Genomic DNA, 14,592 nt, shown 5'->3' with positions numbered 1-14,592 from the left:
CGAACCCCGCCTAGCGGTGTCAGTGTTGCGAACGCGGCGCGCGCGTGACCAGCGACTTCAAACCCTTGCCGATGCGTGCCAGCAGCGACGGACGGGCATCGGACGGGGTGTCGGCGCCGGCGCCCGCGGTGGCGACGGGCGCGGGCTTGGCCTGCAGCGTGTCGGCGCCTTCGATGCGACGGCCGCCACGACGGCGACGGCGCTTGCGCGGTGCGCGCTCGCCTTCGGCCTGCGCGGCCTCGCCGTTGCCGTGCGGCTTCGCTGCCTGCGCGACGACGGGCTTGGGTGCAGCTTCGGGCTTCGGCGCGGCATCGGCCGCCGCCACGTCGCCTTCGCGCTTGCGCGGCGGACGCGGGGAGCGTTCGCGACGTTCGCCGCTGGCGCCCTCGGAGCGACCGCCCGAACGCGAACCACCGGCACGCGAACCGCCGCCCGGCTTGCCGCGGCCACCGCCGCGACGCTGTTCGTCGGCGGCCTTCTGCTCGCGGGCTTCGCGGAAAATCGTGTGGATGCTGTCGTCTTCGCCCGACGCATCGCCTTCGACCACCGGGCGCGGCGCGCGCGGCACCGCCACCAGCATGTCCGGCGTGACGTGCTCGCCCGGGATCTTCTGGTCGATGTAGGCCTCGATGTCGGGCAGCGACATGCCGTAGCGCTCGCAGGCGAAGCTGATCGCGTCGCCCTCGGCGCCCAGGCGCGCGGTGCGGCCGATGCGGTGGACGTAGTCCTCGGCATCGAAGGGCAGGTCGTAGTTGTAGACGTGCGAGACGCCGTCGATGTGCAGGCCGCGCGCGGCGACGTCGGTCGCCACGAGGATTTCGAGCTGGCCGGCCTGGAACTTCTTCAGCAGCGACTCGCGCTTCTTCTGCGGCACGTCGCCGGAGAGCACGCCGACGCGGTAGCCGGCCTTCTCCAGCGAGCGGGCGACGCGTTCGACGAAGGCCTTGGTGTTGACGAACACCATCGTGCGCGCGCCTTCGCTGCGCGAGAGCAGGCCGAGCAGGAGCGGGATCTTCTCTTCGTCGGCCGGGTAATAGATCTTCTGGCGGACGCGCGCGGCGGTCACCGTTTCGGTTTCGACGACGAGCTTCTCGGGCTCGTTCATGTGTTCGTAGGCCAGCTCCAGCACGCGGTGCGAGAGGGTGGCCGAGAACAGCAGCGTCTGCCGCGTCGTGCGCTCGGGCATGCGGCGCAGCAGGAAGCGGATGTCCTTGATGAAGCCCAGGTCGAACATGCGGTCGGCTTCGTCGAGCACGCACATCTCGCAGGCGTGCAGCGAAACCACCTTGTGCTGCTTGACGTAGTCGATCAGGCGGCCGGGCGTTGCGATGATCACGTCGGCGCCGGCCTGGAGCAGCTGGCGCTGCTTGTCGTAGTCCACGCCGCCGTAGACCAGGGCGAACTTCAGGCCCAGGTCGCTGCCGAACTTCACCGCATCCTTGTGGATCTGGATCGCCAGTTCGCGGGTGGGCGCCAGGATCAGCGCGCGCGGGTCTTCCGGCTTGCGGTCGGCCAGCGCGGGGCGCGTGAGCAGGCGGTTCAGCGTCGTGATCAGGAAGGCGAGGGTCTTGCCCGTGCCCGTCTGGGCCTGCCCGGCGACGTCCCGCCCGGCCAGGGCGATCGGGAGGGTCAGCGCCTGGATGGGCGTGCAACGGTTGAACCCGGCGGCCTCGAGCCCGGCCAGCAGCGCGGGATGGAGGTCGAATTCGGAAAAGGCGATATCGGTTAGGGGCTTGTCGCTCATGCGCTCGGTATGGTGGGTGGCGCCGGGTCGCCCTTGCGCCGGGGGGCGGCTGCGAAGCAGACTGCCGGGGCGCTGAATCCGGGTGCGGGCGGGGCTTGAAGCCGCCGCGGTTAGCGCCCAAGTCTAGCAGCAGCCCGCGGAAGCCCGTGGGTTCCTTTATTTCACGCGCGGCCAGCCCGCCGCAGAACGACCCCGAGGACGCAATGAACGACTCCGTCATCCACGCCACCGATTCCGATTTCGACAACCAGGTGCTCAACGCATCCGGGCCGGTGCTGGTGGATTTCTGGGCGACCTGGTGCGGCCCGTGCAAGATGATCGCCCCCGCCCTCGACGAGCTGGCCGCTGGTTATGCCGGCCGCGCCAAGATCGTGAAGGTCGACATCGACGCCAACCGCAACACGGCGATGAAGTACCACGTGCGCTCGATCCCCACGCTGCTCCTGTTCAAGGACGGCCAGGTCCAGGCCACCCAGATCGGCGCGGTGGGCAAGGCGCAGCTCGCGCAGATGCTCGACAAGGCGCTCTGAAGCCCTTTTATGCTCGCGGCGCGCCTTCGCACCGCCGCGACTTCGCATGAACCACACTCCTCGGTGACGTCGGCAGGCTTGCCGCCGCGCCGGGGCAGTGCTAGCTTTCGACTCACCCGGCGCCGCGATGCGCGCGCCGCACCCTACTGAAACCCTCTTTCCAGAACCCCGCTCGCGCACCGCGAGCGCTCGCCGCTTAGCGAGGATCCCAGCTTGTCCGACAACACCACCGACTCCGGCGACGTCGCCGCGAAGCGCGTGCGCAAACCGCGCGCCACTGCCGCGGGCGACACCGCCGTAGCCACTCCGCCCTCGCCGCCCGCACAGGCCGCGCCTCCGCCGCCCCCGCCGGCACCCGCACCGCAGCCCCCGCAGCAGCAATCGCAGCCCCCGCAGCAGCAAGCCCCGCAATCGCAGGGCGATGCCGGCGGCGGCCAGGATGGCGGCCAGGACGGGCAGGGCGGCGACCAGCAGCGCTTCAACAACAACAATCGCCGCGACCGCTTCCGCAACCGCCGCGACCGCCAGCGCGAGCGCTACCGCGACGACGGCATGCCGCAGGACAATGGCGGCGGCGAACAGAACTTCCAGCAACAGCAGCAGCGCCAGCCGCCGCCGAGCGTGCCCGAAGGCTTCCCGCAGTACTCGCTCAGCGACCTCAAGCGCATGCCCGCGCCGAAGTTGCTGGAGATCGCCGAGCAGCTGAACATCTCCGAAGGCGTGGCCCGCGCCCGCAAGCAGGACGTGATCTTCGCCCTGCTCAAGGTGCTGACGCGCCACGGTGAAGGCGTCGCCGCCGACGGCGTGCTCGAAATCCTGCCCGACGGGTTCGGTTTCCTCCGCGCGGCCGAGGCCAGTTACCTGGCCGGCCCGGACGATACCTACATCTCCCCGAGCCAGATCCGCCGCTTCAACCTGCGCACGGGCGATCACCTGTCCGGCCGCATCCGCTTCCCGAAGGACGGCGAACGCTACTTCGCGCTGTCGGTGGTCGACACGATCAACGGCGAGCCGCTGGAAGCTTCGAAGAACAAGGTCCTGTTCGAGAACCTCACCCCGCTGTTCCCGCGCCGCCGCTTCACGCTGGAGCGCGGCAACGGCAGCACCGAGGACATCTCGGGCCGCATCCTCGACCTGATGGCGCCGCAGGGTAAGGGCCAGCGCGCCCTGATCGTCTCGCCGCCCAAGGCGGGCAAGACGATGATGCTGCAGCAGGTCGCCACGGCCATCACGACCAACCACCCGGACGTGCACCTGATCGTGCTGCTCATCGACGAGCGCCCGGAAGAAGTGACCGAAATGCAGCGCACCGTGCGCGGCGAGGTGATTTCGTCGACCTTCGACGAACCCGCCGCCCGCCACGTGCAGGTCGCAGAAATGGTGATCGAGCGCGCCAAGCGCCTGGTCGAGCACAAGAAGGATGTCGTCATCCTGCTCGACTCCATCACCCGCCTGGCCCGCGCCTACAACAACGTCGTCCCGAGCTCCGGCAAGGTGCTCACCGGCGGCGTCGACGCCAACGCGCTGCATCGCCCGAAGCGTTTCTTCGGCGCCGCGCGCAACGTCGAGGAAGGCGGTTCGCTGACGATCATCGCCACCGCGCTGGTCGAAACGGGCAGCAAGATGGACGAGGTGATCTACGAAGAGTTCAAGGGCACCGGCAACTCCGAAGTGCTCCTGAGCCGCCGCATCACCGAGAAGCGCGTTTATCCCGCGATCGACATCAACCGCTCGGGCACGCGCCGCGAAGACCTGCTCATCGATCCGGAAATGCTCCAGAAGATCTGGATCCTGCGCAAGCTCCTCCACCCGATGGACGAGATCGCCGCGATGGAATTCCTGCTCGACAAGATGAAGAACACCAAGTCCAACGACGAGTTCTTCGGGTCGATGAAGCGCTGAGGCGCGACATCCGACAGCAAAGACGAACGCCCTGCATTGCAGGGCGTTTTCGTTTGAATGGCGCATTGCGCCGTGGCGCCGCGCAATGGAAAATCGCTTCCGGATTGGGGATAACCCGGTCGGCGATTGGCCTCGGTGCGCTCACCGGGGCCTTTTGTTTTCCGAGCCCGGGAAAACAATCAGTCGATGGATCTTGTGCCTGAGTACGTCGAAGGCGCGATTCTCCCTTCCAGGCCGAAGCACCGACAATCCGATCGGACGAGCGACGAGATCGGCCAACTGCAGCCCCGTCGAATTCGACTGCTTGTGTGCGAAGACGATCGCGAACGGCAGCACCTTCCCCCATCGATTGGCGCCGGCGCAAATCGCTTCGAAGGCAGTTGCCAACTCGCGATCCTCCTTTGGGCCACGACATTCGACGACGACATGGGTGACCGGGTCGGCCTCGCGTCTTTCCAGCATCAACTCGTAAAGGGCCTCCAGACAAAGCCCCAAGGCGAGGTGATAGGGATTGCCGGCGGTGGTCTGCGATGCCCATCGGGCTTTGTCGATCGCGGACGCGATGATGCAGAACTCCCCGTCGGCAATGACCGACGTGAGGTCTTCGACGAACCTCACGCGCCGGCCGACATCGTTGAAAGAGAACGGCCCAAGCCTTTTTCGGATGGCGTGTTCATGCAACACCACCATGTCATGCCCGAACTGCTGGAACTTGAGGGACTTGAATGCGGGCACCAGCTGCCGCAAGTAAGGCGGCTTCGAACAAACGCATAGCGCCAGGACGAAGATCGGGTACTGCACGTCGAGCGGCGCAAGTCCGTGATCTCCACTCTCGTCCACGTATGCGATGTGGCCGCTGAACTCATCCAGGAACATGCCGGTGCCCGCGATCTCGATCGTTGGCGCAGTTTCCGGAAACCCCGCGCCGTCAGGAGCGCGCGTGGTCTTCGTCAAACACGGAAATCGATCGGCGTGTTTCGGATTGGCGGCTGGTTGCGAGGCGAATCAGATCTTCGCCGTCAGAGCGCCCGCGGCGCTGCGTCGTCCTCGATCCGCTGCAGCGGCGACTGCTCCGGCACCAGCTCCGCGCCGCTGACATCCGACGTGCCGACGCGCTGCGCGAAGCGATCTTCTTCCAGCCATGGCGCCCGGGTATAGGCCGTGCGTGCCTCCGCGCGCCAGCGGCCCGGTTCGCCGGTCGCTTCGACGCGCTTGGCGTCGGTGTCCACCTTGTATTCGATCGCCAGCGTGCCGGTGAGGTTTTCCGGCGTCGGCGGATCGCCATTGAGCTGCACGCCCATTTTCCAGGTCTTCACCGTATTCGCCGCAACCTCGGACATGCGCTTGCATGCGCGCGCCAGCAGCAGGCGCGGGCCGCCCGCGAAATACAGGCTGCACTGCGTGGGAAACACGGCGGCGACGGTGCCGTCCGGATTGGCGCGGATCGCCAGCGTGATCACGCCATTGACGTGGTAGTCCCGGGGATAGGCGACCGGGTGCACCATTTTTTCGATCTTCATGGTGGCGCGCTGGTTTTTCGCGGCCTCCGCCACGGCCGACGCCTGGGCTTCGAGGTGGGAAGGCGCGTGCGACTTGTCGCCGTTGAAGAAGTAGACGTTGTCGATCGTGACGCTGGTTCCCTCGTCGACCTTGCGACCGGCGAGGGTGACGCGCATCGCGCTCTTCACGCGCGCCGGCTTGCCGGCGATCGTGGGCGGCGCGAATCGCCACTGCGCGACCGCGCTGTCGACGAGTCCGCGCAGCTTCGGATCCAGTTGCGTCTCGACCGTGTGCCCGATGACCTTGCCGGTCTCGTCGACCGCGATCGTTCCGTCGACGCGCATCGTCAGGACGTCTTCGATCTGCGGTGTCGGGGTGGAAGTGCCGGCGATCGCGGGTAGCGCGAGGACGCAGGCGAACGACGCGATGCGGGCAGTCCGTTGCATGGCCGTGGTCCCGATTCGTGGTGGAAGGTCCGCCAGCGGCCGTCATGCCGCCTGCGACCGCATCCTACATAATCGCCCGAGGAGGTGGTCATGCACGGCGGCGGACTCGAACTGGCCCTGGTGTTCCTGCTGGCCGCAGTGGTCGCGGTCCCGGTGTTCCGCAAGTTCGGGCTGGGCGCGGTGCTGGGCTACCTGGTCGCCGGCGTCGCGCTGGGGCCTTACGGATTCCGCGTGATCCGCGATGTCGCGCCCGTGCTCGGCGCCAGCGAAATCGGCGTAGTCATGCTGCTGTTCGTCATCGGCCTGGAACTCTCGCCTTCGCGCCTGTCGGTGATGCGCAAGCCGGTCTTCGGTTCGGGCGGCCTGCAGATGCTCGCTTGCGGCATCGCGCTGGCGCTGCTCACGCAATTGCGCGGCGTGGTGTTCCCCGCGACGATCGTCATCGGCCTGGGCCTCGCGTTTTCCTCCACGGCTGTCGGCCTGCAATTGCTGGCCGAGCGCAAGGCGCTGACCACCGCGCATGGGCGGCTCGCGTTCGCGATCCTGCTGTTCCAGGATCTCGCGGCGATTCCGCTGCTGGCTGCGATTCCCTTGCTGGGCGGCGCGCAGGGGCAGGGCGTGTCGTGGATGGCGGTCGGCAAGGCGATCGGCGCGATCGCGATCGTCGTGGTCGGCGGCCGCTTGTTGTTGCGGCAGATGTTCCGGATCGTCGCGCGCATCGACATGCCCGAAGTCTTCACGGCAAGCGCGCTGCTCACCGTGCTGGGCGCGGCGTGGATCATGCAGCTGGCGGGGCTGACGATGGGCCTGGGCGCATTCCTCGCCGGCGTGCTGCTCGCCGATTCGGAATTCCGCCACGAGCTCGAAGCGCAGATCAAACCCTTCGAAGGCTTGCTGCTCGGCCTGTTCTTCATCGCAGTGGGCATGTCGATCAACGTCACCGCGGTGATCGCCGATCCGTGGTTCGTCGGCGTCGGCGTGACGTTGCTGATGACCACGAAGTTCGTCCTGCTGTACGGCATTGGCCGCGTTTCGGGCGGCCTGCAGAATCGCGATTCGCTGCTGCTGGCCAGCGTGCTCGCCCTCGGCGGCGAGTTCGCCTTCGTCGTGTTCGGCGATGCGGCGCGCGTCGGCTTGATCGGCCGCGACCTGCAGGGACACTTGGTGGCGATCGTCGGCATGTCGATGGCGCTGACCCCGCCGCTGTACATCTTCCTCTCGCGCTGGTTGGTCGTCACGAAACCGGCGAAGCCGGAAAAATTCGACAAGATCGGCGTGCAGGAGCAGGAACCCCAGGTGCTCATCGCGGGCATGGGCCGCTTCGGCCAGGTCATCGCGCGATTGCTCGCGGCGCAGCGCATTCCCTTCATCGCGATCGAGCACAGCCAGGAGCAGGTGGAGTTCATGCGCCGCTTCGGCAGCACGATCTATTACGGCGATCCGGCCAACTCCGAATTGCTGCGTTCGGCCGGCGCGGCGCAGGTGAAAGTGTTCGTGATCGCGATCGACGATGTCGAAGCCAACCTGCGCACGGTCGACACCATCCGCCGCCTGTATCCCGAAGCGACCGTCTTCGCGCGCGCCCGCAATCGCCGCCACGCGTGGCAATTGATGGACCACGGCGCGCAGGTCGTGCGCGAAACCTTTCACTCCAGCCTGGTGATGGGCGAACGCGTGCTCGTCGAAATGGGCCTGTCGCCCGCCGCCGCCGCCGAACGCGCGCGCCGCTTCCGCGAACACGACGAAGCACTGCTGCGCACGCAATACCTCGTGCAGGACGACGAACAGGCGATCCTGCAGACGGTCGCGCAGGCGCGCGTCGAACTCGAACAACTCTTCGGCGCCGACCGCGGCGAAGGCGTCCTCGGCGGTTTGGGGCAACCGCGTGCGGAAGGAGGGATGACCGCGGCGGACCAGGCGTCGGTTCGCCCGGGGGATGCGTAGCCGTTTCTCGTTGCCACAACGTAATGCGTTCATCGAGCTGGAAATCGAAAGCGCATACCCGCGTAACGATGCGGCGCAGGTGAAGGCAGGGGCGAAGAAAGTGAGCTTGGCGACGCTGATCGTCAACGCAGCGAACGGACGCCATACGCATCCACCGCCGAACAGACATGGGCCCTGAAATGGAAAACCCGCCGGGAGGCGGGTTTTCGTTCAGCGGGCCGGGGACTCTTGGATATTCCACTCTGGGTGGAACCCCTGCGGGGCGGCAGACCAAACTTCAACCGGTTCGTCGGGTCCTTGGTCGCTCGAGGCGACGGGGCGGATGGTCCCCCCTGTCGACGGCTCCGTCAATAGCGTCTTTTCCTGCGATCACCCAATCAACGCGGCTCGCGCAGGAAGCGCGCCATCGAAACACCGCCCGGCGTGGCCGGCACGAATTCCGCCGCGACATCGACGAAACCACGCATCACCGCGATCTCGCGCGCGCTTCGGTTGAGGCTGTCGCGCAGGTCGGGGTCGGCGCCGGCGCGAAGCAGGCGTTGCACGATTTGCAGCAGCCCGTGCAGCGCGGCCAGATGCAGCGGGCCGAAACCGCGCGGGTCGCGGGCGTCGAGCGAGACGGTTTCGTCGAGCAGGCGTTCCAGGCCCGCAAGGACGACTTCTTCGTCGCACGCCGTGCCCGGTTCGGCGCGCGCGCCGAGCAGCAACAGCAGCGGCGTGACGCCACCGGCAGCGGGTTGGTCGGCTTCGGCGCCGGCGAGCAGCAGCGTGTCGAGCAACGCGACCAGGCGCGGGCGTTCGCGCGCGGTGAATCCGTAAAGCGCGGCGCAATGCAACGGCGCGAGGCCTTGCGCGTCGCCGGCGTGCACGTCGGCACCCGCGGTGATCAGGCGCGCGACCAGATCCGGCAGGCCGAGCGCGGCGGCGAGCATCAACACGGTGACATCGCCCGGGAGGCGTTGTTCGAGGGGCGCGCCCGCGGCGAGCAAGCGTTCGACGATGTCGACCTGGCGCATGCTCACCGCCGCCGAAAGCGGCGTCGCGCCGGAGCGTGCGGCGAGACGCGGATCGGCGCCACGCGCGAGCAGAAGATCGACCACCGCGCGATGTCCGCCGCCGGCCGCACGCAACAACGCCGTGCAACCTTGCGTATCCGTGGCATCGACCGACAGGCCGAGGTCGAGCAGGCGACGCACTGCATCGGCTTCGCCGACGATCGCCGCCGACGGCAGGTCGGAGGCTTGCAGCGGACGACCCGGCAAGGGCCAGCCGCGCCAGTCGAGCCAATCGGCGAGATCGCGTCGGCCCGACGACAACGCGACGCCGAGCGGCGTCTGTCCGTCGGCCGCGCGCATGTCGGGGTCGGCGCCCTGTGCGATCAGCGCCTTCAACGCCGCCTCGCGACCGAGCGCAGCGGCCAGGTGCAGCGCGGTCATGCCGTGCGAGTCGCGCGCGTTCAGATCCACGCCCTGCGCGACCACGCGTTCGACCACGCGCAACCATCCCAGGCGCACGGCGAGCGCGAGCGGAGGATCGCCGGCCGGCGAAGGCGCCCACGCATCGGCACCGCGTTCGAGCAATTCGACCGCGAGTTGTTCGAGCCCGCGCCCGGCGTGATCGCTCTGCACGCAGGCGGCGAGGAAGATCGCCAGACCGCCCCTGCCCGCCGGCGAGACCGCACGCCGCAGCAGCGCCTGCACGGCCGAAGCGGCGACGGGGCCTTGCGCGAGCAGCGCGAACATCGTGTTGTCGTCCAGGCCTTCGCGTTGATCCGCATCGGCGCCCTGCGACAGCAACCAATCGATGCGCGAGGCCACGTTCGCCGGCGCGCCCGGGCCGGTGATCGGCATCTCGCGCAACTGCGCGCCCAGTTCGCGCGGCGAGAGCAGGCCCACGACGCTGTGCATGTCCTCCAGGCGCCCGTCGCGGATCGCATCGCGCAGCAGTGTCACCGGTGCGCGGTCGATCGTCGTCGACGAAGCCCCCGCGTCGGCGACCGCCGCAGGCAGCGGATAGGCAGGATCGAGGACCGCGACGATCGTCCAGCGCCCGGCGGCGGCGGCGTGTTCGGCGGCGCGGCGGCCGTCGTTGTCGCGACGCGCGGGATCCAGTCCGAGTTCGAGCAGGCGGCGCACCAGCGCGGCCGACGCGTTGTCGGACGTGGCCGCGAGCATCAGCGCATCGCGACCCTCGGCGTTGGTGAGCGCGACATCGGGGCGATGCGGCAGCAGGCGTTCGAGGACTTCCAGGTGACCGCCGCGCGCGGCGTCGAGCCACGGCGTGCGTCCTTCCTTGTCGCGCGCATGCGCATCGGCGCCGGTGGCGAGCAATGTTTCGGCGATCTCCACGTGCCCGCTACGCGCGGCTTCGTGCAGCGCGCTGCGGCCGCGCGCGTCGCGTGCGTCGGGCTTGGCCTTGTGGCGCAGGAGCAACTGCACGCCGGCGACATCGTCTTCTTCGGTGCCCGCGGCGGCGAGCAACACGGGCGATGCGCCCGGCAGTTCGGGCTTGGCGCCGCGTTCGAGCAGGAAGCGCGCCAGGCGCCAGTTGCCCGAAGCGCATGCGATGCCGAGCGGCGTGATGCCGTCGCGGTTGATCGCGTCGATGTCGGCGGCCGCATCGCGCAGGAGCGCGGCGACGCCGGGATCGGAGCTGCGCGCGGCGTGGTGCAGCGGCGTGTTGCCGTCGCTGTCGGCCACGCGCGGATCGGCGCCGTTGGCGAGCAGCGTCATCACCGCTTCGGGGCGGCCGTGCCAGCTATCGCGCGTGGCGGCGAGCAGCGGCGCCATGCCGCCGTGCGCGGCGTTCACGTCGACGCCGTGCTGGATCAGCGTGCGCAACAGGCGCAGGTCGGGAAGGATGGCCGCGAGCATCGGCAGCGTGCGCTGGTCGCGCTCGTCGGCGGACGGCAAGGCGTGCGGGTTCGCGCCGGATTCGAGCAGCGTGAGTGCGCGATCCACGCGCCCGCTGCGGGCCGCGGCGTAGAGCGCGGTCTCGAGATCGGCTTCGATTTCGGGCTGCGCGACATCCACATCGCCGTCCGGTTCCATCGCCGCGAGCAGCGTTTCGATCGGCAAGGGCGAGGGCGCCGGCAGGCTTTGCAGCACCAGGTGCAGCACGGGCGCGAACAGCGCAAGCAGGATCGCCATCGGCCAGCGCGCCGACTCGGCGACCAGGCCGGGCCATGCGAGCGCAATCACCGCGCCCGCGATCGACGCGATGATCGCCGCCACGCCCAGGCCGCGCCACGCGCCGATCTCCACTTCCGACAGGCTGCGCCACATCGATGCGACCGCGCCGCCTTCGCGTTCCAGCGCATGCCACATCGGCCACGTGCGCCACAGCAGCAACAAGGCGACGCCGGCGACGACGCTCAGGCCGATCGCCGCGGACAGACTTCCGGTTTCGCGCAGTGCCGCGAGCGGCCAGGTGACCAGCGCGGCCACGACCGCGATGCCCGCGACCCACGTACCGGCGAGCGCCAGCGCATCGCGCCGCCACTTCGACGAAACGCGCGTGCCGCGCCACCACGACACCGCGAGTGCGTACGCAGGCTGCGCGAGCGCGCCGGCCAATGCGAGCGGCCAGGCGTCGAGCGCCAGCAACAGCGTGAGCGCGATGCCGGCGAGCGCAGCGCCGATGATCGGGCCGATGGAGCGCGTGGACTCAGGCATCGGTGCCCCAGTCCTCCGTCATCGGATCGAGCATCGTCGGCGGGAATTGCACGTGGAAGCCGCGCGCCGCGAGGTTGCCGCGCACGACTTCGGGATCGGCCAGCGCGAGTTTGCGCTCGGGCGTCAGCGCGACTTCGAGGACGAACTGCAGCTTGCCGAGCTGGGTCGCGAGCGGCGGCGGCAGGCTCGCGAAATCATCGCGCTTGGACAGGTAGACGTAAGTGTCGGCCTGCCGGAGGCTCTTGTAGACGAAAGCGTGCATCGCGGCCTTGGGCGGGGGACGCGATGATTGTGTCGGAAAGAACGTTGTGACGGAACCCGCAATTCGCGTTGTGAAGACGCGGATTTCAGTGATAGCCCGCGTCGGCCGCCACCTTGCCGCGGAACACCGAGTAGGACCAGTACGTGTAACCGAGGATCGCCGGCAGCAGGATCACGAGCCCCACGCCCACGAAAATCTGCGAGGACGGTGCCGCCGCGGCCTCCCAGATCGTCATCGAGGGCGGCACGATGTTCGGCCACAAGCCCAGCACCAGCCCCGCGAACCCGAGCGCGAAGAAGCACAACGCCAGGATGAATGGCGCCGCATCGCGCCCTTCGCGGATCGCCGCGCGCCACAACCACCACGCGTTGAGCAGCGCGAGCAGCGGCACGGGCGAAAGCCACCAGAAATTCCCGCCCTCGAACCAGCGGGCCATGATCCGCGAGTCCAGGAAGGGCAGCCATGCGCTCACCAGGCCCATGAACGCGATCACGACCAGTACCAGCGGACGCGTTAGCGTGCGCGCGATTTCCTGCAGGCGCCCTTCGGTCTTGAGGATCAGCCAGGTCGAACCGAGCAGCGCGTAGCCGAAGACCACCGACACGCCGGTCAGCATCGAGAACGGGCTGAACCAGCCGAACGCACCGCCGACGTACTTGCCTTCCTGCAGCGGCATGCCTTCGACGATCGCGCCGAGGATCAGGCCCTGGGCGAAGGCCGCGAACATCGACCCCAGCGCGAAGGCCGCGCCCCACCAGGGTTTGCCGCGCACCGCCTTGAAGCGGAATTCGAAAGCCACGCCGCGGAACACCAGTGCGATCAGCATCAACAGGACCGGCAGGTACAGCGCGGAAAGCACCGTCGCATAGGCCTTCGGGAAGGCCGCCAGCAGGCCCGCGCCGCCCAGCACCAGCCAGGTCTCGTTGCCGTCCCAGATGGGCGCGGCCGTGTTCATCATGTGGTCGAGCTGCCGCTCGTCCTCGGCGAAGGGCGCCAGGATGCCCAGGCCGAGCACGAACCCGTCGAGCAACACGTACATCAGCACGCCGAACCCGATCACGCCGAACCACGCCACGGGCAGCCAGTACGCCATCACACGGCCTCCTTGTTGCCGACCGACAGCGGGCGCGCGGGCGTCTTGTCGCCTGCCTCGGTATCGGGCGCCGGGTCGTGTTTCCCGGGGCCCACGCGCACCAGGCGCGCGAGATACCAGATGCCCGAACCGAACACGATCGCGTACACCACCGCGAAGGTCATCAGCGAGGTCCACACGCTGGCCGCGGCGAGCGTCGGCGACACGGCATTCGCCGTGCGCAGCGCGCCGTACACCACCCAGGGTTGGCGGCCGATTTCCACGACGTACCAGCCCGAGAGCATCGCGACGAACCCGGCGGGCAACATGTAATTCCAGCCGCGCAAGAGCAGCGGCGAGTCGAACAGGCGCCCGCGCCGCCATTGCCACAGGGACGCGAGCGTCAGCAGCAACATCAACGTGCCGATGCCGACCATCACGCGGAAGGCGTAGAACACCGGCTTCACCGGCGGGCGATCCTGCGGCGGCACGGCCTTCAGGGGCTGCACCTGACCATCCATCGTGTGGGTGAGGATCAGGCTGCCGAGCTTGGGGATCGCGATTTCGTAATCGTTGCGCTCGGCCTTTTCATTCGGCACCGCGAACAACACCAGCGGCACGCCGCCCGGATGTGTTTCCCAATGCGCTTCCATCGCGGCGAGCTTGACCGGTTGATGCTCGAGCACGTTCAGGCCGTGCTGGTCGCCGGCGAGGATCTGCAGCGGGACCGCAATGGCCGCGAACGCAATCGCGAGCTTGAGCATGCGTTTGGCTTCTTCCACGTGCGCGCCGCGCCGCAGGTACCACGCCGAGACGCCGCCGATCACGAAACACGTCGTGATGAACGCCGCGAGCACCATGTGCGGGAGGCGATACGGGAAGGACGGATTGAAGATGATCGACCACCAGCTGACGGGCTGGAACACGCCCTGCGCATCGATCGCGTAGCCCTGCGGCGTCTGCATCCAGCTGTTCGCCGCGATGATCCAGAACGTCGAGATCAGCGTGCCCAGCGCGACCATGCACGTGGCGAAGAAATGCATCGAAGGTTTGACGCGATTGATGCCGAAGAGCATCACGCCGAGGAACGTGGCCTCCAGGAAGAAGGCAGTGAGCACTTCGTAGGAGAGCAGCGGGCCGAGGATGTTGCCCGCGCGTTCGCTCAGGATCGCCCAGTTCGTGCCGAACTGGAAACTCATCACGATGCCGCTCACCACGCCCATGCCGAAGCTGACGGCGAAGATCTTCAGCCAGAACTTGTACAGCGCGAGCCACATCCCGTCGCGCGTGCGCAGCCAGCGCCACTCAAGGAATGCGAGCCAACTGGCGAGGCCGATGGTGAAGGAGGGAAAGAGGATGTGGAACGAGATCACGAACCCGAACTGGATCCGCGAGAGGAGCAGGGCATCCACGCAGTGCCTCCGCGGCACACGGGGGCGGCGCCGCGTTGCATAGTCTGCGCCTGTCGCGCGGCGTTTGCATCACCGGCCGCTCACCGCCGTGGTTCCACAATCGCAA

General features: G+C 68.2%; 10 protein-coding genes. 3 read left to right on the top strand and 7 right to left on the bottom strand.

Annotated elements, in window-relative coordinates; all coding sequences use genetic code 11:
- Window positions 1-19: 19 nt before the first annotated feature.
- Complete coding sequence (rhlB, locus tag AC1DOM_RS00470; RefSeq protein ID WP_498959270.1) at window positions 20-1,744, bottom strand: ATP-dependent RNA helicase RhlB; 1,725 nt, start codon at window positions 1,742-1,744, stop codon at window positions 20-22.
- A gap of 203 nt (window positions 1,745-1,947) precedes the next feature.
- Between rhlB and trxA the strand changes: the two genes are divergently transcribed.
- Window positions 1,948-2,274 carry a thioredoxin TrxA gene (trxA, locus tag AC1DOM_RS00465; RefSeq protein ID WP_498959269.1) on the top strand — a complete coding sequence of 109 codons (327 nt, stop codon included), beginning with the start codon at window positions 1,948-1,950 and terminating at the stop codon, window positions 2,272-2,274.
- A 213-nt stretch (window positions 2,275-2,487) separates the two neighbouring features.
- The gene (gene rho / locus AC1DOM_RS00460) at window positions 2,488-4,176 is read left to right on the top strand and encodes a transcription termination factor Rho (RefSeq protein WP_498959268.1); all 1,689 of its coding nucleotides are present in this window, start codon (window positions 2,488-2,490) and stop codon (window positions 4,174-4,176) included.
- Window positions 4,177-4,317: 141 nt separating this feature from the next.
- On the opposite strand, the gene AC1DOM_RS00455 is transcribed toward rho, so the two are convergent.
- Complete coding sequence (locus AC1DOM_RS00455; RefSeq protein WP_498959267.1) at window positions 4,318-5,130, bottom strand: DUF3800 domain-containing protein; 813 nt, start codon at window positions 5,128-5,130, stop codon at window positions 4,318-4,320.
- A gap of 65 nt (window positions 5,131-5,195) precedes the next feature.
- Complete coding sequence (locus tag AC1DOM_RS00450; RefSeq protein WP_498959266.1) at window positions 5,196-6,122, bottom strand: hypothetical protein; 927 nt, start codon at window positions 6,120-6,122, stop codon at window positions 5,196-5,198.
- Window positions 6,123-6,212: 90 nt separating this feature from the next.
- Here AC1DOM_RS00450 and AC1DOM_RS00445 point away from each other — a divergent pair, with 90 nt between their 5' ends.
- Window positions 6,213-8,066 (top strand): monovalent cation:proton antiporter-2 (CPA2) family protein, encoded by a 1,854-nt coding sequence (locus AC1DOM_RS00445; protein WP_498959265.1) that lies wholly within the window; start codon window positions 6,213-6,215, stop codon window positions 8,064-8,066.
- A 377-nt stretch (window positions 8,067-8,443) separates the two neighbouring features.
- Here the strand turns inward: AC1DOM_RS00445 and AC1DOM_RS00440 are convergent, their stop codons facing one another.
- From AC1DOM_RS00440 to AC1DOM_RS00425, 4 genes are all read right to left on the bottom strand, one after another.
- Window positions 8,444-11,740, bottom strand: a complete 3,297-nt coding sequence (locus AC1DOM_RS00440) for an ankyrin repeat domain-containing protein (protein ID WP_498959264.1) — start codon at window positions 11,738-11,740, stop codon at window positions 8,444-8,446.
- On the bottom strand, window positions 11,733-12,002 hold the full coding sequence (locus tag AC1DOM_RS00435; protein ID WP_498959263.1) for a YcgL domain-containing protein: 270 nt from the start codon (window positions 12,000-12,002) through the stop codon (window positions 11,733-11,735). Before AC1DOM_RS00435 ends, AC1DOM_RS00440 begins: the two co-directional genes overlap by 8 nt.
- Window positions 12,003-12,087: 85 nt before the next feature.
- On the bottom strand, window positions 12,088-13,095 hold the full coding sequence (gene cydB / locus AC1DOM_RS00430) for a cytochrome d ubiquinol oxidase subunit II (protein WP_498959262.1): 1,008 nt from the start codon (window positions 13,093-13,095) through the stop codon (window positions 12,088-12,090).
- Window positions 13,095-14,486: a cytochrome ubiquinol oxidase subunit I gene (locus AC1DOM_RS00425; RefSeq protein WP_498959261.1), complete on the bottom strand. Its 1,392-nt coding sequence runs from the start codon at window positions 14,484-14,486 to the stop codon at window positions 13,095-13,097. Before AC1DOM_RS00425 ends, cydB begins: the two co-directional genes overlap by 1 nt.
- Window positions 14,487-14,592: the final 106 nt, after the last annotated feature.

This window comes from Lysobacter sp. P5_B12, from assembly GCF_056400425.1.
This window is presented reverse-complemented; position numbering and strand designations above follow the sequence as displayed.

Excerpts from the sequence above, each read along its gene's own strand:
- AC1DOM_RS00435 (WP_498959263.1), bottom strand. The coding sequence starts at position 12,002 with ATGCACGCTTTCGTCTACAAGAGCCTCCGGCAGGCCGACACTTACGTC.
- AC1DOM_RS00445 (WP_498959265.1), top strand. The coding sequence starts at position 6,213 with ATGCACGGCGGCGGACTCGAACTGGCCCTGGTGTTCCTGCTGGCCGCA.
- trxA (WP_498959269.1), top strand. The coding sequence starts at position 1,948 with ATGAACGACTCCGTCATCCACGCCACCGATTCCGATTTCGACAACCAG.
- AC1DOM_RS00450 (WP_498959266.1), bottom strand. The coding sequence starts at position 6,122 with ATGCAACGGACTGCCCGCATCGCGTCGTTCGCCTGCGTCCTCGCGCTA.
- AC1DOM_RS00440 (WP_498959264.1), bottom strand. The coding sequence starts at position 11,740 with ATGCCTGAGTCCACGCGCTCCATCGGCCCGATCATCGGCGCTGCGCTC.
- rhlB (WP_498959270.1), bottom strand. The coding sequence starts at position 1,744 with ATGAGCGACAAGCCCCTAACCGATATCGCCTTTTCCGAATTCGACCTC.
- cydB (WP_498959262.1), bottom strand. The coding sequence starts at position 13,095 with ATGGCGTACTGGCTGCCCGTGGCGTGGTTCGGCGTGATCGGGTTCGGC.